This window comes from Methylobacterium sp. AC315 (assembly GCF_979253755.1).
The window spans coordinates 70838-89655 of the sequence record NZ_CEEDEA010000017.1; the positions used below are offsets into that span (position 1 = coordinate 70838).

Annotated in this window: 17 protein-coding genes and 2 pseudogenes; 11 read left to right on the forward strand and 8 right to left on the reverse strand. The window is 71.9% G+C overall.

Going from position 1 to position 18818, the window contains the following annotated elements; genetic code table 11:
* Positions 1 to 240: 240 nt before the first annotated feature.
* The 4 genes from AC0IY0_RS22510 to deoA are packed head-to-tail and all read left to right on the forward strand — an operon-like array spanning position 241 to position 3526.
* On the forward strand, positions 241 to 669 hold the full coding sequence (locus AC0IY0_RS22510; RefSeq protein ID WP_147910263.1) for a cytidine deaminase: 429 nt from the start codon (positions 241 to 243) through the stop codon (positions 667 to 669).
* On the forward strand, positions 662 to 1486 hold the full coding sequence (locus AC0IY0_RS22515) for a purine-nucleoside phosphorylase (RefSeq protein ID WP_471765597.1): 825 nt from the start codon (positions 662 to 664) through the stop codon (positions 1484 to 1486). The genes AC0IY0_RS22510 and AC0IY0_RS22515 overlap by 8 nt, the downstream gene beginning before the upstream one ends.
* Positions 1479 to 2222 carry a deoxyribose-phosphate aldolase gene (gene deoC / locus AC0IY0_RS22520; RefSeq protein ID WP_147910261.1) on the forward strand — a complete coding sequence of 248 codons (744 nt, stop codon included), beginning with the start codon at positions 1479 to 1481 and terminating at the stop codon, positions 2220 to 2222. Before AC0IY0_RS22515 ends, deoC begins: the two co-directional genes overlap by 8 nt.
* A gap of 5 nt (positions 2223 to 2227) precedes the next feature.
* Positions 2228 to 3526 carry a thymidine phosphorylase gene (gene deoA / locus AC0IY0_RS22525; RefSeq protein ID WP_471765599.1) on the forward strand — a complete coding sequence of 433 codons (1299 nt, stop codon included), beginning with the start codon at positions 2228 to 2230 and terminating at the stop codon, positions 3524 to 3526.
* A gap of 17 nt (positions 3527 to 3543) precedes the next feature.
* On the opposite strand, the gene AC0IY0_RS22530 is transcribed toward deoA, so the two are convergent.
* The gene (locus AC0IY0_RS22530; RefSeq protein ID WP_147910259.1) at positions 3544 to 3870 is read right to left on the reverse strand and encodes a hypothetical protein; all 327 of its coding nucleotides are present in this window, start codon (positions 3868 to 3870) and stop codon (positions 3544 to 3546) included.
* A 367-nt stretch (positions 3871 to 4237) separates the two neighbouring features.
* Positions 4238 to 5080 carry an SDR family NAD(P)-dependent oxidoreductase gene (locus tag AC0IY0_RS22535; protein WP_147941175.1) on the reverse strand — a complete coding sequence of 281 codons (843 nt, stop codon included), beginning with the start codon at positions 5078 to 5080 and terminating at the stop codon, positions 4238 to 4240.
* A gap of 241 nt (positions 5081 to 5321) precedes the next feature.
* On the opposite strand from AC0IY0_RS22535, the gene AC0IY0_RS22540 reads away from it, so the two are divergent.
* Positions 5322 to 6506: an endo-1,4-beta-xylanase gene (locus AC0IY0_RS22540; RefSeq protein ID WP_147910257.1), complete on the forward strand. Its 1185-nt coding sequence runs from the start codon at positions 5322 to 5324 to the stop codon at positions 6504 to 6506.
* Here AC0IY0_RS22540 and AC0IY0_RS22545 read toward each other — a convergent pair.
* The gene (locus AC0IY0_RS22545) at positions 6493 to 7623 is read right to left on the reverse strand and encodes an acyltransferase family protein (protein ID WP_471765601.1); all 1131 of its coding nucleotides are present in this window, start codon (positions 7621 to 7623) and stop codon (positions 6493 to 6495) included. The two genes, AC0IY0_RS22540 and AC0IY0_RS22545, sit on opposite strands and share 14 nt — an antisense overlap.
* A gap of 213 nt (positions 7624 to 7836) precedes the next feature.
* Here AC0IY0_RS22545 and AC0IY0_RS22550 point away from each other — a divergent pair, with 213 nt between their 5' ends.
* Positions 7837 to 9525: a L,D-transpeptidase family protein gene (locus AC0IY0_RS22550; RefSeq protein ID WP_471765603.1), complete on the forward strand. Its 1689-nt coding sequence runs from the start codon at positions 7837 to 7839 to the stop codon at positions 9523 to 9525.
* Positions 9526 to 9772: 247 nt separating this feature from the next.
* Here AC0IY0_RS22550 and AC0IY0_RS22555 read toward each other — a convergent pair whose 3' ends face one another.
* Positions 9773 to 12448, reverse strand: a complete 2676-nt coding sequence (locus AC0IY0_RS22555) for a bifunctional acetate--CoA ligase family protein/GNAT family N-acetyltransferase (RefSeq protein WP_147910522.1) — start codon at positions 12446 to 12448, stop codon at positions 9773 to 9775.
* A 374-nt stretch (positions 12449 to 12822) separates the two neighbouring features.
* On the opposite strand from AC0IY0_RS22555, the gene AC0IY0_RS22560 reads away from it, so the two are divergent.
* On the forward strand, positions 12823 to 13245 hold the full coding sequence (locus tag AC0IY0_RS22560) for a Ros/MucR family transcriptional regulator (protein WP_147941466.1): 423 nt from the start codon (positions 12823 to 12825) through the stop codon (positions 13243 to 13245).
* Between the two features lie 97 nt (positions 13246 to 13342).
* On the forward strand, positions 13343 to 14101 hold the full coding sequence (locus tag AC0IY0_RS22565; protein ID WP_471765605.1) for a restriction endonuclease: 759 nt from the start codon (positions 13343 to 13345) through the stop codon (positions 14099 to 14101).
* Between the two features lie 73 nt (positions 14102 to 14174).
* Here the strand turns inward: AC0IY0_RS22565 and AC0IY0_RS22570 are convergent, their stop codons facing one another.
* Complete coding sequence (locus AC0IY0_RS22570) at positions 14175 to 14654, reverse strand: peroxiredoxin (RefSeq protein ID WP_147910519.1); 480 nt, start codon at positions 14652 to 14654, stop codon at positions 14175 to 14177.
* A gap of 103 nt (positions 14655 to 14757) precedes the next feature.
* Entirely contained in the window at positions 14758 to 15036 is a 279-nt protein-coding gene (locus AC0IY0_RS22575; protein ID WP_147941468.1) for a hypothetical protein, read from the reverse strand.
* Positions 15037 to 15208: 172 nt separating this feature from the next.
* On the opposite strand from AC0IY0_RS22575, the gene AC0IY0_RS22580 reads away from it, so the two are divergent.
* On the forward strand, positions 15209 to 15829 hold the full coding sequence (locus AC0IY0_RS22580) for a YqgE/AlgH family protein (RefSeq protein ID WP_147910517.1): 621 nt from the start codon (positions 15209 to 15211) through the stop codon (positions 15827 to 15829).
* A gap of 216 nt (positions 15830 to 16045) precedes the next feature.
* On the opposite strand, the gene AC0IY0_RS22585 is transcribed toward AC0IY0_RS22580, so the two are convergent.
* Positions 16046 to 16621: a TetR/AcrR family transcriptional regulator gene (locus AC0IY0_RS22585; protein ID WP_471765606.1), complete on the reverse strand. Its 576-nt coding sequence runs from the start codon at positions 16619 to 16621 to the stop codon at positions 16046 to 16048.
* A 114-nt stretch (positions 16622 to 16735) separates the two neighbouring features.
* Between AC0IY0_RS22585 and AC0IY0_RS22590 the strand changes: the two genes are divergently transcribed.
* Positions 16736 to 17434 carry a glutathione S-transferase family protein gene (locus AC0IY0_RS22590; protein WP_471765607.1) on the forward strand — a complete coding sequence of 233 codons (699 nt, stop codon included), beginning with the start codon at positions 16736 to 16738 and terminating at the stop codon, positions 17432 to 17434.
* A gap of 58 nt (positions 17435 to 17492) precedes the next feature.
* Positions 17493 to 18005 (forward strand): annotated as a pseudogene (locus tag AC0IY0_RS22595) (tautomerase family protein).
* A gap of 2 nt (positions 18006 to 18007) precedes the next feature.
* Here AC0IY0_RS22595 and AC0IY0_RS22600 read toward each other — a convergent pair.
* A pseudogene (locus AC0IY0_RS22600) lies at positions 18008 to 18766 on the reverse strand (hypothetical protein); the annotation flags it as partial.
* Positions 18767 to 18818 lie beyond the last annotated feature (52 nt).

The window sequence follows — 18818 nt, forward strand, 5'->3', positions numbered from 1 at the left end:
TGCCGGCGGAAGGCGACCCGGGCCCTGTGCGGGACGACGTGCAGCGCCTTCCTGGCTGGGTCCGCGATTACTGCCCACTGAGGTTCCCGGTATGCGGGAACGGGCGGGGCAGCCGGCCGGGCGTGATCTCGGCCCGGGGCGACGCACCGGCACAGGGCGCGTCGCGAAGACGACGATCCAATCCACGTGGGCGCGCGCCACCCCTCGACAGCCCGCCCCGCCGGGTGCCAAAGATCGGCCATGCAGGCCGCCGATTCAGCGCAACGGGATGAGGGGCTGACAGCCCTGTTCGAGGCCGCCCGGGCGGTGCGCGAGCGGGCGCATGCGCCCTATTCCCGGTTCCGGGTCGGGGCGGCGCTTCGGGACGAGCGCGGGGCGATCCATGCCGGCTGCAACGTCGAGAACGCGGCCTATCCGGTCGGGACCTGCGCGGAGGCCGGGGCGATCGCCGCGATGATCGCGGGCGGCGGCCGGCGCATCGCCGCGATCCTGGTCTGCGGCGACGGTGCGGGCCTGGTGACGCCCTGCGGCGCCTGCCGCCAGCGCATCCGCGAATTCGCCGGGCCGGACACGCAGATCCATGCGGCCGGGCCGGAGCGCGTCGCGAGAACCTTCACGCTGGCGGAGTTGCTGCCCGAATCGTTCGGGCCGGAGACGCTGGGTGACTGAGGCCGCCGCACTCGCCGCGCTGCGGGCCGCCGGCTTCGGCGGCGGCTATGCCTGCGCGATCGTCACCGGCACCGGACTCGGCGGGATCGCGGCTGACCTAAAAGACGTGCACGCGCTGGATTACGCGGCGGTCCCGGGTTTCCCCGGGGCCGGCGTCAGCGGCCATGGCGGCCGGCTGCATCGCGGGCGCCTGGCCGGGCGCCCCGTGCTGGTGTTCGAGGGCCGGGCCCATGCCTACGAGCGGGGCGACGCGGCGGCGATGCGGGTGCCGCTCGCCTGCGCGGCCGGCCTCGGGGCGCGGCGCCTGCTGCTGACCAACGCCTCCGGGTCCCTGCGGCCGGAGACCGGCCCCGGCAGCCTGGTCCTGCTCCATGACCACATCAACCTGTCGGGCATGAACCCGCTGATCGGCGAGGCGAGCGACGCCCGCTTCGTGCCGATGACCGACGCCTACGATCTCGACCTGCGCGTGCGCCTCCGGGCCGCGGCGGGGGCCTGCGGCGTGCCCCTCGGTGAGGGCGTCTACGCGTGGTTCTCCGGCCCGAGCTTCGAGACCCCGGCCGAGGTCCGGATGGCCGGCATCCTCGGGGCCGACCTCGTCGGCATGTCCACCGTGCCCGAGGTGATCCTCGCCCGCTTCCTCGGCCTGCCGGTGGCGGCCGTGTCGGTGGTGACCAACCTCGCCGCCGGGATCGCCGGGGGCGCGCCTCATCACGCCGAGACCAAGGCGGTGGCGGCCCGGGCCGCCGAGGATCTCGGCCGCCTGGTCCGGGCCTTCGCCGCAGGCCTGCCGGCTCAGGAGACCGACCATGGATGACCCGGATGCCGGTGCGGTCGCCCGCCGGGCGCTGCCGCTCCTCGACCTCACGGACCTGACCGAGACCTGCACCGAGCCGAAGATCGACGCGCTCTGCCGGGATGCGCGCCGCGGCGGCGTCGCGGCGATCTGCGTCTGGCCGCATTTCGTGGCGCAGGGCGCGCGGGCGCTCAAGGGCAGCGGCATCCGGGTCGCCACGGTGATCAACTTCCCGGCCGGCGGCGAGGATTGCGCCCGGGCGACCGACGACACCGCCGAGGCCCTGCGCGACGGCGCCGACGAGATCGACCTCGTCCTGCCCTACCGCGCCGTCCTGCGCGGCGACGCCGCCACCGCCCGCGACATGGTCGAGGCTGTGCGCGACACCTGCGGGGCCGCCGTGCTGAAGGTGATCCTCGAGACCGGCGAGATTGCCGAGCCCGAGGCGATCCGGCGCGCCGGGCGGCTGGCGCTGGAGGCGGGCGCCGACTTCCTCAAGACCTCCACGGGCAAGAGCCCGGTCTCGGCGACCCCGGAGGCCGCCGAGGCGATGCTGGCCGAGATCCGAGCCAGGGGCCGGGATGGCGGCCGTACGGCGGGCCTCAAGATCTCCGGCGGACTGCGCAGCGTCGCCGATGCCGGCGCCTATCTGGCCCTCGCCGACCGGATCATGGGGCCGGACTGGGTGAGCCCGAAGACCTTCAGGCTCGGGGCGAGCAGTCTGTTCGGGGCGCTGATCCAGGCGCGGGACTCGTGAAACCGATGCGCCTGCCGCAAGAAACCATCCGGGCCAAGCGGGACGGCCTGGCCCTCGATCCGGAGGAGATCGCGGGCTTCGTCCGGGGCCTCACCGACGGCGCGGTCGGCGAGGGGCAGGCGGCGGCCTTCGCCATGGCGGTGTTCTTCCGCGGCCTGGCGCTGCCGGAGCGGGTGGCGTTGACCCGGGCGATGGCCGAATCCGGCCAGGTGCTCGCCTGGGACCTGCCGGGTCCGGTGCTCGACAAGCACTCCACCGGTGGCATCGGCGACACGGTGAGCCTGGCCCTCGCCCCGATGGTGGCGGCCTGCGGCGGCTACGTGCCGATGATCTCGGGCCGCGGCCTCGGCCATACCGGCGGAACGCTGGACAAACTCGCCAGCATCCCGGGCTACGACGCCACGCCGGGGCTCGACACCTTCCGCCGGGTGGTCGGCAAGGTCGGCTGCGCGATCATCGGCCAGACCGCCGAGCTGGCCCCGGCCGACCGGCGCCTCTACGCGATCCGCGACGTCACCGGCACGGTGGAATCCCTCGACCTGATCACCGCCTCGATCTTGTCGAAGAAGCTCGCCGCCGGGCTCGACGGGCTGGTGATGGACGTCAAGCAGGGCTCCGGCGCCTTCATGACGGGCTTGGACGAAGCCCGCGCCCTGGCCGAGAGCATCGTCACGGTGGCCGAGGGCGCCGGATTGCGCACCGCCGCGCTGATCACCGGCATGGACGCGCCGCTCGCCAGCGCCGCCGGCAACGCCGTCGAGGTCGCCTACGCGATCGACTACCTGACGGGCGCGCGCCGCGAGCCGCGCTTCCACGCGGTCACGTTGGCGCTCGCGGCCGAGATGCTGGTGATCGGCGGTCTCGCGCCGGACCGGGACGCGGCGGCCAGGCGCCTGGAGGCGGCGCTGGCCTCCGGCCGGGCAGCCGAGATCTTTTGTGACATGGTCGCCGCGCTCGGCGGCCCCGGCGATCTGCTGAAGGCCCCGGCGCGACACCTGCCGGCCGCGCCGGTGCAGCGGGCGGTCCGCCAGGACGGGGCCGTCGCCGCCATCGATACCCGGGCTATCGGTCTGGCGGTGATCGGGCTCGGCGGTGGACGGACCCGGCCCGAGGACGCGATCGACCCGCGGGTCGGCTTCACCGACCTCGCAGGTCCCGGCGACGCGACCGGCCTGCTGGGGATCGTGCACGCGGCCGACGCGGCCGCCGCAGACCGCGCCGAGGCGGCCCTGCGGGCGGCCTACCGGATCGGCGCGGCGCCCCCCGGCCGCCCGGCGATCATCGAGCGGGTCGGGGCCGGATAGGCTCCGGCCCCCCGGCCTCACCAGCGGCCGTGGCCGTGACGGTGGCCCCAGCCGCCGTGGCGGTGATGACCGTAGCCGCCGCGATGGCCCCAGCCGCGATGGTGGCCGCGCCCCCAGCCGTGGTGGTGGTGGCCGCGGAAGCCCGGTCCGAAGCCGTGACGCGGGCCGAAGCCGTGGCGATGGCCGTACCCGTAGCCGTATTGGACATCCACGATGTCGCCGGCGCCCTGGTGCAGGCCGGTGTCGAGGCCGAGCGGCGCGGCCATCGCGGGGGCTCCGAGGGCGATCCCCCCGAGTGCCAGTGCGGCGGCCGCCAGGCGTAGGCGTGCGGTCTTGGTGAACATCGATGTCCTCCTGTGCCTCGCCGGCCGCGATGCCGCGACCGGCCGTGCCCCAGGTGTGACGCTTATAAGTTGACGGAGACGTGACTTCGTCCCTCAGGCGTTGTTCAGGTCCGGGCGGTTTCCGTAGGCTGGCGTCACGTGTCCGGATCCCCGGGCCGAAGCCGCCACCGCAAGAGCCGCCAAGCGACCCGGGGCTCAGCGCGGCGCAGCGTCCCCCCTCGATCGAACCGGCGTTGGGGATGCAACGACCGGCGCATCCGCGCCCCGGAACGAATGTTCAGGACGCTTCTGGGTCCGTTCGCGCGCGACAGCGCCCTGCGTCGCGGAGCCCCGGGTCGTTTCGCTGCGTCCGCAACGACGGCGGCGCTCACTCCGCCATGGACCGCTTGAACGCCTCCGAGAAATCCGGATGCCAGCGCGAGAGCGCCGGCCGGTTCTCGATGATGTCGCCGGCCGCCCAGGCGATGCGCTTCTCGTCCTGCGCCCTCGTGGTCTCGTTGTCGGGGCAGAGGATGTAGAAATCGCCCGCCTCCAGCCGCTCCAGCATGAAGGCGACGGTCTCCTCCGGCGTCCAGGCGCCGGGCGGCTTCTCGGCGACGCCGCGGGCCTTGGTTAGGCCGGTATAGACGAAGCCCGGGATCAGCAGGTGCGCGGTGGTTCGGCACCCCTCGCGGGTGCGCAGCTCGTGGGCCAGCGCCTCGGTGGCCGCCTTCACGGCTGCCTTGGAGACGTTGTAGGGCGCGTTGCCGGGCGGCGTGGTGATGCCCTGCTTGGAGCCGGTGACGATCACCGCACCGGGCTGGCCGCCCGCGATCATGCCGGGCGCGAAGGCGTGGATGCCGTTGACCACGCCCCCGAGGTTGGTGGCGAGGATCCGGGTCCAGGTTTCGGCGTCGGAGAACAGCGTTCCGCCGGCCTCGATCCCGGCGTTCAGCATCACCACGGCCGGGGGGGCGGCCTTGGCGACATGGGCCGCCAGGGCCTCCACGGCCTCCCGGTCCGAGACGTCGGTGGGCAAGGCCCGGACCTCGACGGCGGCGAGTTCGGCCACGGCGCGGCGGGCGTCGTCGAGGGCTTGGCCGGGCAGGTCGGCGAGCCAGACGTTCATGCCGGCCCGAGCGAAGGCTTTGGCCGCCGCGAGCCCGATGCCGCTCGCCGCCCCGGTGACGACCGCGCTGCGCCCTGGGCTGATGGCGGGATGCTGGCTCATGGGTCGGTCCTCGGCTGGATGGCGCCCCGAAGATGGGGCGAGTCGGGCCCGAAGGCGAGTTGGAAAAGGTGCGATCGGTCCGTTGCCGGCGCCCTTGCCGACCAGGGCGATCGGATGAAGAGATGTTATTCCTCCGGGCGTTGATAATGCCCGCGGCGCAGGCTCACCCACCGTGTCATTCCGGGCTCGCCTGCGGCGCCCCGACTGACGGGGTGTCGTACCCCCCAACCGAGAACCCGGCATGACCCCACCCTCCGGCCCGCCGAGCCGCCGCGCGCTCCTTGCGGGGTCCGCCTGCGCCGGCCTCGCCACAATGGCGCGGGCCGCGCCGTCCGGTTTCGGGCCCCTCGGCAGGCCGTCCTGGTCGGCCGACAGCCTCCAGGCGGCCGCCGCCGCCAAGGGGCTGACGTATGGCTGCGAGGTGCCGTTCCACCGGTTCGAATCGACCCCGGCGTACCGGCAGGCGGTTGCCCGGGAGTGCGGGATCCTGGTCTGCGGCACCGAGATGAAGATGGAGGAGGTGCTGCCCGCCCCCGGGCGCACCGATTTCGCCCGCGGCGACGCGATCCTGCGCTTCGCGCGGGCCAACGGCCAGCGGATGCGCGGGCACACCCTGGTCTGGCACGCGGCCCTGCCCCCCTGGGTCGCGCCGTTGCTCGGCCGGGCGAGCCCCGTCCAGGCCGAGGATTTCATGCGGCGCTGGATCGAGACCGTGGCCGGCCATTACCGGGGGCAGATCGTCGCCTGGGACGTGGTCAACGAGATCCTGGGCAACGAGGCCGACCCCGACCGGGGCGGGGGCCTGCGCGAGTCCCCCTGGCTCGCCGCGATGGGGCCCGGCTACGTGGACCGCGCCTTCCGGATCCTGCATGAGACCGACCCGGCCGCGGCCGGCACCTGGAACGAGGACGCGGTCGAGCAGGGCGCGCCCTGGATGGAGGCCAAGCGCACCAAGGTGCTGCGCCAGCTCGAGGCGATGCGGTCGCGCGGCGTGCCGATCCGGCGGTTCGGCCTGCAATCGCACCTCACCAGCACGGTCCCGATCGACCAGGGCCAGCTGCGGCGCTTCCTGCACGAGATCGGCCAGATGGGATTGGGGATCGCGGTCACCGAGCTCGACATCGACGATAGGGCGTTCCCGTCCGACGTGGCGAGCCGCGACCGCAGGGTGGCGGATTTCGCCCGCCGCTACCTCGACGTGGTCCTGGCCGAGCCCGCCCTGCTCGACGTGCTCACCTGGGACATCTACGACCCCGACACGTGGCTGAACGACCACCCCAACCGCAAGCGGCCGGACGGCCTGCCCCAGCGGGCGCTGCCGCTCGACGCGCAGTTCCGGCGCAAGCCGCTCTGGCACGCGATGCTGGACAGCTTCCAGGCCGCCCCGGACCATGCCGCCGCGCGCGACAGACTCAGGCGGGGGTGACGCGGGTGCGACGCCCGCCCTCAGACAGGGTCGGCTCCGGCGGGTGATCGGCCAGAAGCCTTCGGCGCAAGCGGGCGCAGGGGCGCTCGACCAGCCCGTACATCGCCCAGCACCAGAGCAGCGTCGGCGGGAAGGCCGCCAGCATCAGCCAGAACCCGTGCAGGGCCGGCGCCTGGTGCAGCACCCCCGCCACCACGGCCATGTGGGCCAGGTAGAAACTGTAGGACCACAGGCCGAGCTGGCGCATCGGCCGGGCCGCGAGCCACCGCACCGCCCGGCCCTCGCCGTGCAGCAGGTAGGCGAACGGCACGAACAGTGCCGCGCTCTGGAGGGTGTAGCGCAGGGTCTCGCGAAAGGCGGGATCGCGCACGGCCAGGGTCAGCAGGATCACCCCGAGACTCGCGGCGACGTGCCAGGCCTGAGGCCGCCAGGCGCGGTCCCCCGGGATCACCGGGTTGTTCCACAGGCCGAGGCAGCAGCCGAACAGGATCGCGTCGATGCGGGTGTGGGTCCAGGAATAGTTCAGGCTGTAATCGGGCAGCCGCCAGACGTTGACGCAGCGGATCGCCAGCACCGCCGCGCAGAGCCCCAGGCAGGCCAGCGCCGCCCGGCGCGGTTGCAGGCGCCCGAGCCACAGGGCGTAGGCCAGGGGGAAGACCAGATAGAAATGCTCCTCGATGGCGAGGCTCCAGAGCGGCACCGGCAGCACCGCCTCGGTGCCGAACAGGCCGGGATAGTTGGTCAGGAACAGCACCTGGCCGAGCACGGCCGCCGGCGCGACCGGCATCCAGTCGAGGAGCCCCGCCGCGTAGAGCGCCCCGGCGGCGAGCAGGGTCAGGTAGAGCGGCGGCAGGATCCGCAGGCTGCGCCGGAGGTAGAAGGCCGACAGCGACACCCCGCCGGCGCGCGCGCGCTCGATCCGCAGCAGCGTCGTGATCAGGTAGCCGCTGAGGAAGAAGAACACCGTGACGCCGAAGCCCCCCGGCACCACGTGGCTGTAGCCGCAATGGGCCGCGAACACGATCAGGATCGCGAGCGCCCGCACCCCGTCGAGCTGGGGCAGATAGGGCATCGTGATCGGGACATCCCCGGTGCGCTGGGATCCGGACTCCGGCATGGCGGCGGCTGATCGTCCTTCACGGCACGGCCCGGCAGGGTGCGCCTTTTCCGCGCGAATCGATATCCGCCCCCGGGTCCGGAAGCGATCCCCCTCGGGGGATGGTGAACGGGCCCCGCCGCCAGGGGCGATTCACCGGAGGAGATTGGTAACCGTACCGCTCCATCATCCCGCCCGACCGCGCCGTCCCGGGCGCCGTCGGGAGTGTTGCGTATGGTCCCGACCCGTTTCCGCCTTCCCGCTCGCCTCGGCACCGGTCTCTCGGTGCTGGCGCTGCTCGGCGGCCCCGTGGCCGCGCTGGCGCAGGGCGCCCCGGCCCCGGCCGGACCCGCGGCGGCGGCGGCCCCCCCGCCGCTCGCCGTCCCGGTCGCCGTGCCGCCGGCCCCGGAACCCGTGAAGAGTCCGGAGCCCAGGGCCCAAGGCGCGAAGGCCGAAGTGAAGGCCGACGCGAAGACCGACGCGAAGGCCGAAGTGAAGTCCGACGCGAAGACGCCCGAGAGCCGGCCGGTCGAAGCCAAAAGTTCCGAGGTCAAGCCGCCGGAATCCCCAAAGAAACCGCGCGAGCCGGCGCCGCTGGTCTACGCCAAGGTCTCCACCGACCCGACCCCGACGCTCACCGCCCGCACCTTCCTGGACACGCTGAAGGTGGCCGACCGCTACGCCGCCTTCGCGGAGGCCGGCGGCTGGGAGCGGCTGCCCGACGACCTGATCCGGCTGAAGCCCGGGGAGCGCAGCCCGGCGATCCCGTCGCTGCGCCACCACCTGACGCTCACCGGCGACCTGCCCGTAGACGCGCCGCCGAGCGACCGCCTCGACCCGCCGCTGGTGGCCGCGATCGCGGCGTTCCAGGGCCGCCACGGCCTGCCCGACAGCGGCATCCTGGGCCGGCTCACGATCAACGCCCTGAACGTGCCGGCCGCCACCCGGCAGCGCCAGCTCGCGGCTTCGGCGGCCCGGCTGATGGGTTCGAAATTCCCGTTCGGCGAGCGCTACGTCGTGGTCAACGTGCCCTCGGCCATCGTCGAGGCGGTGGAGAACGGCGTGGTGGCACGCCGCTACGTCGCGGTGGTCGGCTCCCCCGACAAGGCGACACCCACGGTGGAGACCCGGATCACCGACATCAACTTCAACCCGACCTGGACCGTGCCGGCCTCGGTGGTGAAGAACGAGATCATCCCGCAGATGCGCAAGAACCCGGGCTACCTCGCCCGGAACCACATCCGCATGCTCGGCCCCGCCGGCGAGGTCGACCCGACCCGGATCGACTGGGCCGGCAACAAGGCGGCGGCCTACACGCTGCGCCAGGATTCCGGCTTCGACAATTCGCTCGGCCAGGTGCGGATCGACATGCCGAACCGCTTTGCCGTCTACATGCACGACACGCCGGCCAAGTCCCTGTTCGCCGCCAACGTGCGCTTCCACAGCCACGGCTGCGTCCGGGTCGGGCAGGTGAAGGAGCTGGTCGGCTGGCTGCTGCAGGGCACCGACGGCCCCAACGGGCCCGGCACGAGCTGGGGGCCGATCGAGATCGAGACCGGCATCGCCGACGGAGAGCGCCGCGACATCAAGCTGGTCAAGCCGGTGCCGGTGACCTTCGTGTACCTGACGGGCTACGCCACACCGGACGGGACGGCGCATTTTCGCGATGACATCTACAACCTCGACACGCCGGCCACCGAGCCCGCCTCAACCGGGGCGATCGCGCCGGCCGCCGCTGTGCCGCCTGTAGCGACGCCGAAGCCAGCCGCGGCAACGCCTCCGAAGCCGGCGGTGTCCAAGCCGGTGGGAGCCAAGTCAGCGACGGCGAAGCCCGTCGCCGCCAAGCCGTCGGTCAGCAAGGCGACGGTTGTGAAGCCGGCAACGGAGGGCGGCAATCCGGACGCGCTGCAGCCGCCCCGCTGAAGCTGATCCGGTCGGTCGTCCGCAACATCCGAGCGACGACGATTCGTGACAGGGCGCGCTTGATGGCCCGCCCCGTCATCCCGGGGCCGCGAAGCGGAGCCCGGGATCCATAACCGCTGACAGCTCAAGCATTTGCACCGTCGGCGTCCCTGGGTTCCGGGCTCGCCTTCGGCGCCCCGGAACGACGCAGGTGTTTCGTCCTGCGAGCACCTTTTCCGAAATCGACATCCTTCTCGGATGCCGCCTCCTACCCCACCCCAAGCTCCAGCTTCACCTGCACCAGGCCCGGATCCTCCGGGTCCCGCCCCTGGCTGAACCCGAGGCGGCGGCAGACCGCCAGCATCGGGCGGTTCTCGGCCAGCACCATGCCCTCGACCCGGCCGACGCCCTCGGAGCGGGCCCAGTCGATCATCAGGCGCATCAGCGCGAAGGCGAGGCCGGTGCCCCGCGCGTCGCGGCCGACCGCGATGGCGTATTCGCCGCTCTCGTGGTTGGCGTCGGCGTGCAGCCGGACGGCGCCGAGCATGCGCTCGCCGCCCTGCGGATCGACCTCGGTGGCCACGAACGCGATGGCCCGGGCGTAGTCGAGCTGGGTCAGCCGGGCGAGGAACGCGTGGCTGAACTCGCGCACCGGCCCGAAGAAGCGCAGCCGCAGGTCCTCCGGGTCGAGGCCCTTGAAGAAGGCCAGGAACAGGCCCTCGTCCTCGGGGCGCACCGGGCGCACCCGGATCGTGCGGTCCTTGAGGTTGAGGGTGCGGACCCATTCCGCCGGATAGGGCCGGATCGCGAAGCGCGGGTGGCCGCGGCCCTGGCATCCCCGCTCCGCGCGGCCGATCCGGACCCGGGCGTCCAGCGCCAGCACGCCGGTCTCGTCGGCCAAGAGCGGGTTGATGTCGAGCTCGCGCACCTGCGGCAGGTCGGCGGCGAGCTGGGACAGCTTCACCAGGGTCAGGGCGATCGCCCCGAGGTCGGCGGCCGGCACGTCGCGGTAGCCTTCGAGGCGCCGGGCGACCCGGGTGCGGCCGATCAGATCGCGGGCGAGCGCGAGGTCGAGGGGCGGCAGACCGAGCGCGCGGTCGTCGATCACCTCCACCGCCGTGCCGCCTCGGCCGAACACCACCACGGGCCCGAACACCGCGTCCTCGGCGAGCCCGGCGATCAGCTCCCGGCGCTGGCCCCGCCGGACCATCGGCTGCACCGCGAAGCCGGTGACCCGGGCGTCCGGCCGCTCCCGCCGGGCGCGCGCGAGGATGCTGCGCGCGGCATCGCGGACGTCGGCCTCGCTGGTGAGGTCGAGCCGGACGCCGCCGATATCGGATTTGTGCACCACGTCGGGCGAGACGACCTTGAGCGCCACCGTGCCGCCGGCCGCGATGATCGGCCAGGCCGCGGTCGCGGCGGAATCCTGGTCGGGGGCGAGGGTGATCGGCACGGTCGGGATGCCGTAGGCCTCGAGCAGCCCGTTCACGGCGACCGGGTCGAGCCAGGCCGCCCCCTGGCGCAGGGCGGCGGCCACGATCGAGCGGGCCCGGGCCGTGTCGGGGGAGAAATCCCGCGGCAGCGAATCCGGCGTGCGCATCAGGTCGTCCTGCGCCTCGCGATAGCGCACGAGGTGCAAAAACCCCTCGATCGCCTCGGAATCGGTGGCGAAATGCGGGATCCCGGCCCCCGCGAAGGCGGCGCGCGCCACCTCGGCATCGCCCAGCGACACCGCGAAGACCGGCTTCTTTCGGGTCTGGCCGGCGCGGGCGCGGGTGACCGTCTCGGCGATCGCCCCGGCCACCGCGCCGGCATCCGACCGGACCGTGGGGACGTGGATCGCCAGCACCGCGTCGCTGCTCCGGTCGGCCAGCAACGGCGCCAGGGCGGCCGAGAAGGCCGGGCCGCCGGCATCGATGCCGAGATCGATCGGATTGCCGGCCGGCCGGCCCTCGGCCTCGGGGACCTCCGCCAGGATGCCCGCGCGGTCGGTCAGCCGGTCGGCGGCGAGCAGCCCGATGCCGCGGCCGTTGGTGAGGATCGCCAGGCGGTCCCCCGGGAACGGGCGCTGCCGCCCCAGGGCCTCGACCGCCGAGAACATCGCGTCGAGATCCGGCACGGCGAGCAGGCCGGCCCGGCGGAAGGCCGCGGCATAGACCGCGTCCGGCCGGGCGAGCGCGCCGGTATGGGTCACGGCCGCCCGCGTGTCCGGCCGGTGCCGGCCGGCGCGGAGCACCACCACGGGCTTGGCGCGGGCGGCGGCCCGGGCCGCGGACATGAAGCGCCGGGCGTCGGCCACGCGGTCGAGGCAGAGCAGGATCGCCCGGGTGCGGTAGTCGGCGGCGAAATGGTCCAGACAGTCGGCGACGCCGATATCGAGCACGCTGCCGAGCGACAGGACCGCGGAGAAGCCCGTCCCGTGCCGGGCGGCCCATTCGACGATGGCGGCCGCCACCGTGCCGGATTGCGAGACCAGCGCCAGGTCCCCCGCCGCCGGGGCGTGGGCGAACAGGCTGGCATCGAGCTTGGCGGCGGGCACCGCGAGGCCGGCGCTGTCGGGGCCGAGCAGGCGCAGGCCCCCCGCGCGGGCGATCCGGTGCGCCACCGGCCCGGGATCGTCCGGCCCGCGGCCGAGCCGGGCGGTGAGGATCACGGCCGCCCCGGCACCGATCGCGGCGGCCTGGGCGACCACTTCGGGCACGCTCGCGGGCGGTACCGCGATCAGCACGAGGTCCGGCACCACGGTGAGGTCGGCGACCCGCGGCACGCAGGGCAGGCCGTCCACGGATTCGTGATCCGGCTGGACCGGCAGGATCGCACCGGGAAACCCCGCCCGGCGCAGGCTGTCGAGCACGCTGCGCCCGAGGGAGCCCTCGCGGGCCACGGCGCCGACCAGCGCGACCGAGCGCGGCGCCAGGAGCTTGTCGAAGCGGTAGGTGCTCACGGCGCCGAAGGCCCGAATCTGTGCGCGCGCATGGGGGCCCTCGCCTGGGTGACGCGCTTGGGCAAGGCGTGCCACGGCGCGCCCGCCGCCCTACCAGATGGCACAATCTCCCGCAGGTGCAACGCCCGGATGCACCGATGCCGCGCAGGATCCGCGCCGGCCGCCACGGGATGAGCCGGCTTTGTACAGTATCCGACAATGCAGGCTGCTATCACGATGGCTGTTGTGATCGCTTATAAATTGGTCTTGCCCTTATATTGATCACATCATAGTACCTGCCGCTTTATAGGCCTGTATCAGCCTCGATAGACACAGATTCCGGCCGGCACACGCCGAACGATGGCGGCCGAGACGAAGCGACGGGAGGTTTCGGGATGGACGCCACGGTCGGAGAGGACCTGGATTATCTGACGCTGTCCGTCGGCATCGTGTCGGCCTTCGTGAGCAACAACCCGGTGCCGGTGCCGGAGCTGCCCGGGCTGATCGCCGCGGTCCACGCCACCCTGCACGGGCTGAGCCAGCCGCCGGCGCCGCCGGTGGAGGAGCTCCGGCCGGCGGTCTCGGTGCGGCGCTCGATCCAGCCCGACTACCTGGTGTGCCTGGAGGACGGGAAGAGGTTCAAGTCGCTCAAGCGGCACCTGCGCACCCGGTACGACCTGACGCCCGAAGCCTACCGGGAGAAGTGGGGGCTCGCCCCCGACTACCCGATGGTGGCACCGAACTACGCCGCCGCGCGCTCGAGCCTCGCCAAGAGCATGGGGCTCGGCCACCAGCGCCGGAAGGGCCAGACGGGCTAGGCCCGCGGGCCGGCGTCCACAGCTTTCCCGCCGGGATTCAGCATCGGGCAAGGGGCGCTTGCCAGGGTCGGCGGGCTCATCCGCGACCCGAGATCCGATGCCCGGCAAGCCCAACCCCGTCGCCCGCCTGTTCTGGACGGCCGTGATCGGCTGCCCGCTCGGGCTCTGGTACGGACCGCCGGCCTTCGCGGCCACGGGGCTCGCCCTCGTGCTGGTCCTCGGGCGCCACCTCGGACGGCCCCGCCGGTTCCGGGCCCGGGTGCGCCGGATCGCCCGGGCCCACGGCGAGACCCTGGCGCTGCGACGGCGGCAGGAGAGCTTTTCCGACGCCTACGGCAACCGGATCGAGGATGGCTGGCTGCGGGAGCGGGCGTACTTCCTCGACCGCACCGTCCTGCCGCAGGTCGGGCCGCGGTTTGCCGACCTCGCCGAGTCGGAGCGCGCCCGGATGCTGGCGATCGTGGAGGCGGAGGCCGCCGCCATCGCGCTGCCCGAGGAGGACGAGGCGCCGGGCGACGGGATCGATTACGAGCGCTACTGCGCCGACCGCCTGGCCCGGGCGGGCTGGCGGGCGCACCGGACCCCGCCGACCGGCGACCAGGGCGCCGACATCGTGGCCGTGCGCGACGGGCTCCGGCTGATCGTGCAGTGCAAGCGGTTGGCCAAGCCCGTCGGCAACGCCGCCGTGCAGGAGGCGGCGGCCGCCCTGCGCTACTGGGCCGGCGACCGGGCCGCGGTGGTGTCGAATGCCGGCTTCACCCCGGCGGCGCGCCGCCTGGCCGCGGCGACCGGCGTGCTGCTCCTGCACCACGACGCGCTGGACGACATCGACCTCGCCGGCGCGCACCGGGCGTAGCGGGGGCGGGTTCCGAGATCCAGAAGGGCCGAGGCCCTTCGGCGAGGTATCGGGGCGCGAAGCCCCGATGGCCTCAGAGGACCTTGAGCAGCGCCTCGGCGCCGGACGCCTCGGCCTTCGAGGGGGTCTCCTCGACGTTGAGGATCTTCACCACGCCGTCCTCGACCAGCATCGAATAGCGCTTGGAGCGGATCCCGAGGCCGAAGCCGGTGCCGTCCATCTCCAGGCCGATGGCCTTGGCGAAGTCGGCGTTGCCGTCGGCCAGGAATTCCAGGCCCTCGGCATCGCTGGCCTTCGACCACGCGTCCATCACGAACACGTCGTTGACGCTGGTGACCGCGATGGCGTCGACGCCGCGGGCCGTGATCTCGTCCTTCTTCGAGACGAAGCCGGGCAGGTGGTTGCGGTGGCAGCTCGGCGTGAAGGCGCCCGGCACGCCGATCAGCACCACGCGGCGGCCCTTGAACACGTCGTCTGTGGTGCGGGCGAGCGGGCCCTCGGGGCCAGTCACCCGGAAGGTGGTCTGGGGCAGGTGATCGCCGACCTGAATCATCGCGGGTCCCTCGTTGCTGCGCGCTCCGATCGCGCGCTGAACAATCGCGGCTGACCTAGCGTGGTGGACCGCGCCTGTCGAGGACGGTCGGGCGCCGACGCGCTCAAGGCCCCAGGAGCTTGATGAAGGCGGCGCCGGCGCCGAAGAAGGCCGCGCCGGCAGCCATGCCCGAGAGCGCGACCTGCCAGGGTGCCAGCGCCCGGTCGCGGCTGAGCTTGGCCGCCTCGGCCGACATCTTGAGCTGCTCTGTGGCCAGCTTGGCTGCCTCGGCCATCAGCTTGCGCTGCTCGGCGACGAACTTGCCCGTCTCCTCCTGCGCCCGCTGGATCTGGGCGCGCTGTGCCTCGATGTCGAAGGCAGCCGGGGATGCAGCGTCCGTCATGGGACGCCTCCTTCTCGCGGCCAGATCAGGCCTGTGCAAATTCCAATGCCCGGGGGCGAGGATATATAGCGATCCGCCCGCAGATTCGACAGCGCCTTTCCAGCCGGGTAGTGCCGGGGCGGCGCGCGCTTTGTCCGCTGGACAAGGCGAGGGGGCCGCGTAGCATACGCGCATGTCGAACCCAGCCTCGCCCGCGCAATCCGCGCTCACCGGCTCGAGCTTCCTCGACGGCCAGTTCCTCGTGGCGATGCCCGGGATGGCCGACGATCGCTTCGCCCGCTCGGTGATCTACGTCTGCGCCCATTCGGCCGACGGCGCGATGGGCATCATCGTCAACAAGGCGGCCACCGACATCAGCATGCCGGACCTGCTGGTGCAGCTCGACGTCGCCCCGGAGGCGGACGCGATCCGGCTGCGCGAGCGGGTCGGGCACATGCCGGTGCTGATGGGCGGCCCGGTGGAGGGGCGGCGCGGCTTCGTGCTGCACACCGACGACTTCCACATCCAGCAATCGACGCTGATCATCGACGACGGCATCTGCCTGACCGCCACGGTCGAGATCCTGCGCGCCATCGCGAGCGGCGAGGGCCCGGCCAGCGCCGTGCTGGCCCTGGGCTATGCCGGCTGGCAGGCGGGGCAGCTCGAGAGCGAGATCATGGCCAACGGCTGGCTCAACTGCCCGGCCGACCCGGCGCTGATCTTCGACACCGACCTCGACGCCAAGTACGAATTGGCCCTGCGCGCCAACGGCATCGACCCCGCCATGCTGTCGATGACCGCCGGGCGGGCCTGACTCGTCGGCCCGAACGGCGGCTGCCGGCTTTCGGAACACGACGGTGCGAGAACACGGATCTGGTGCGTCGTGCCGGTTCCGATGTCCGGGACGATGCTCCCGGGTTCAGACCCAATCGGCTTGACCGTGCGCCGATCCGTTGAGGGTGGATTTCCGCCGATCTGCTTCTGAGCGGCAGGGCTTGGAAGCGGCCCTTCTCTTCGTGCGGGCTTTCGATCAGTTCGGCAGGAGTCCCGCCTCTTGATAGCTCCTCACCAACGAGTCGAACAGACTTACGTCCGAACGGCTTCGAGCGATGATCTGAGCTCCGGCCACAGCAGCATAGATGGCACGGGCTCTCGTCTCCCCGTCCTTTGGCTCAACGAGTTTCGCGGCAACCAGCTGCTCGCGTAGCCAGGCCGTATTGACGTCTGCAAAAGACTGGACCTCCTTCAGGACCTGCTCAGGCAACGCGTCACACTCTGTCGCCATGAAGCTGCTGAGGCACATGCGATTGTTGCGCTCCAGAGAGAGGCGAAAAATGCCAGGATATTGCCGCAGCGCGTCCATCGGGCTTTGCGCATCCGTTGAAATAGCTTCAAGAGCGCGGGCAATGTCTTCCCAATAGCGGCGTGCGACTGCCTCGCCGAGGATGGCCTTATTGGCGAAGTAGTAGTTGATGCTGGCGGCCTTGATGCCAACGGCCTCCGCGAGGTCGCGGAAATTGATACCGCCGTATCCATAGGCCATCGCTGCTTCCCTCGCGGCCACGAGGATCGCCTCACGCACATCCCTCTTCAACGTCGCTGCCATTCTCAACCTCCACCTGTCATATGGCAGACAGGGGTTGACGGCACAAGACGCCGGTCTTAGCTTGCAATCTGTCATCTGACAGACAGGCAAGCTCTTCAGGAAGGCGCGACGACGATGCCCGACAAGCTCAAGCTCTTCACCTCACCCTCGGCCTTCCCGAACCCGCAGCGTCTGCGGATCTTCATGCACGAGAAGGGCATCGCCGATCACTTCGACGAGACGGTCTACGACATGTCACCGGTCGGCGAGCCGCGCGGTTGGAAGCACCTGAAGATGAACGCTTGGGGCGAGACACCGACCCTCGCGCTCGCCGACGGCTCTTACTTGAGCGAGACCTCCGCCATCGCCCGCTACCTCGACGACACGTTCGAAGGCCGCAAGATCATGGGAGAGACGGCGCACGAGCGCGGCCTCGATCAGATGTGGGACAACCGGGTGTGGGTGCACATCCTCTATCCCATCGTCACCGCATTCCATGTCCTGCATCAGGGCCTGGGCCCGAAGCTCGAACTGACCAGCAATCCGGCCTGGGGCGAGCATTCCCGCAAGGTGGCACTGGCGCATGCCGGGCTCGTCGATCGGCATCTCGCCGACGGCCGTGCGTGGCTGCTGGGAGGCGATCAACCGACGTTCTCGGACATCACGCTGGCGACGGCGATCGCGTTCTCCAAGTTCCCGGTGAACGCCACTCCGCTCGATGAGCGCTTCGAGCATCTCGATGCCTTCTGGCGGCGCTGGCAGTCCCGGCCGACCTTCATCGCTGCCTATGCGGACAGGAGCAGCGGTGTGCCGGAGATCGACAACCGGACGTGAGCGCCCAGTGGTCGGCCCCGGCCGGGGGCCGACCGCAATCCTGCCCGAGGCGGTCATCATGCCTTTTGCACGTATCGATTTGATCGCGGGGAAAAGCCCCGAGTACCGCGCTGCCGTGGCGGACATCGTCGATCAAGGCATCGTCGACATCCTCGAAGCGCCTGATGGCGACCGCTTCGTATTTATCGGCGAGCACAAAGCCGATAATCTTGTCTATGATCCGCAATGTGTTGGCTTCGGCCGGTCTCCGAACTCCATTTTGATCCAGGTGACGAGCCCTGCCGGCAACAAGAACGACACCAAGCTCGCCTTCTAACGCTTCGTTGCCGGCGACCTGAAATCGAAATTGGGGGTCCGACCTGACGACATCATGATCAACATGGTCTTTGTCGAGAAGGAGGACTGGTCGTTCGGTGATGGTCAGCCGTGGCAACGACTTTCGATATCACCGCGGCCCACAACTGAAGGGCCGCCGATTGATGACCGCTTTGGGGAAGCGCCGACGGCGGTTCGGGCGGCTGCGTTGGGTCGCAAGCAGCCCTTCGCACGGCCGGGCCCGACCGGATCTTGACCCTATTCCGGCGGCATCTCGCCGGCGGTGTCCGGGTTCACCCCGTCGACGGCCGGCTCCGCGGCGGGCCTGGGCCGGGACCGGCGCGGGGCCGCCGCGGCGGTCGGAACCGCCGTGTTGGCGCCCAGGCGGGTGGCGAGCGCCAGGGCCCGGTTCTCGGTGACCCGCAGGTGGCAGAAGCCGTGCGTGCCCTCGCGGGCGTAGTTGCGGCAGAGCTGCTCCCGGTCGGCCGAGAAGGCCGCCTGCTCGCTCACAATCGGGCGCACGTCCTCGCGCCGGGCGCGCTGGGTCATCAGCTTGTAGTTGTCGCGTACCGCCTTGTCGGCGACGCCCCGGCCGGTGTCGAACTCCCCGGCCCGGGGGATCAGGCTAGCGCCCGCCGGCCCCCACAGCCCCACGGGGGTGGTCGCGCAATCGGCATTCGAGAAGGTGCAGATCGGTCCCTGGCCCAGCGACGTGACCAGGATCCCGCCTTCGACCACGTCGAAGCGCAGCGGGCACTCGGCCCCGGCAGCCTCGAAGCGCGGCGCGCCTTCGGGCTTGCCCTCGGAGGACAGGGTAATGGGGTTGCCGTTGGCGAGCGGCACCGTGCAGGATTCCGCCGGCTGCGAGATCTTGGTGCCGGGCAGCTTGATCCGCGCCGTGACGGCGGTGCCGGCCCGCTCCAGCTTCAGGGTGCCGGACATGCCGTTGAGCTGGAGCTCCGGCCCGATCACCCCGTCCTCGGAGGGGGCCTTCAGCACCACCGGGCGGGGCGTCGCCGACAAGGCGGTACGCGACAACTACAAGCTGATGACCCAGCGCGCCCGGCGC

Coding starts and splice junctions, on each gene's coding strand:
- AC0IY0_RS22510 (WP_147910263.1), top strand. CDS start 241: ATGCAGGCCGCCGATTCAGCGCAACGGGATGAGGGGCTGACAGCCCTG.
- deoC (WP_147910261.1), top strand. CDS start 1,479: ATGGATGACCCGGATGCCGGTGCGGTCGCCCGCCGGGCGCTGCCGCTC.
- deoA (WP_471765599.1), top strand. CDS start 2,228: ATGCGCCTGCCGCAAGAAACCATCCGGGCCAAGCGGGACGGCCTGGCC.
- AC0IY0_RS22530 (WP_147910259.1), bottom strand. CDS start 3,870: ATGTTCACCAAGACCGCACGCCTACGCCTGGCGGCCGCCGCACTGGCA.
- AC0IY0_RS22535 (WP_147941175.1), bottom strand. CDS start 5,080: ATGAGCCAGCATCCCGCCATCAGCCCAGGGCGCAGCGCGGTCGTCACC.
- AC0IY0_RS22540 (WP_147910257.1), top strand. CDS start 5,322: ATGACCCCACCCTCCGGCCCGCCGAGCCGCCGCGCGCTCCTTGCGGGG.
- AC0IY0_RS22545 (WP_471765601.1), bottom strand. CDS start 7,623: ATGCCGGAGTCCGGATCCCAGCGCACCGGGGATGTCCCGATCACGATG.
- AC0IY0_RS22550 (WP_471765603.1), top strand. CDS start 7,837: ATGGTCCCGACCCGTTTCCGCCTTCCCGCTCGCCTCGGCACCGGTCTC.
- AC0IY0_RS22560 (WP_147941466.1), top strand. CDS start 12,823: ATGGACGCCACGGTCGGAGAGGACCTGGATTATCTGACGCTGTCCGTC.
- AC0IY0_RS22565 (WP_471765605.1), top strand. CDS start 13,343: ATGCCCGGCAAGCCCAACCCCGTCGCCCGCCTGTTCTGGACGGCCGTG.
- AC0IY0_RS22570 (WP_147910519.1), bottom strand. CDS start 14,654: ATGATTCAGGTCGGCGATCACCTGCCCCAGACCACCTTCCGGGTGACT.
- AC0IY0_RS22575 (WP_147941468.1), bottom strand. CDS start 15,036: ATGACGGACGCTGCATCCCCGGCTGCCTTCGACATCGAGGCACAGCGC.
- AC0IY0_RS22580 (WP_147910517.1), top strand. CDS start 15,209: ATGTCGAACCCAGCCTCGCCCGCGCAATCCGCGCTCACCGGCTCGAGC.
- AC0IY0_RS22585 (WP_471765606.1), bottom strand. CDS start 16,621: ATGGCAGCGACGTTGAAGAGGGATGTGCGTGAGGCGATCCTCGTGGCC.
- AC0IY0_RS22590 (WP_471765607.1), top strand. CDS start 16,736: ATGCCCGACAAGCTCAAGCTCTTCACCTCACCCTCGGCCTTCCCGAAC.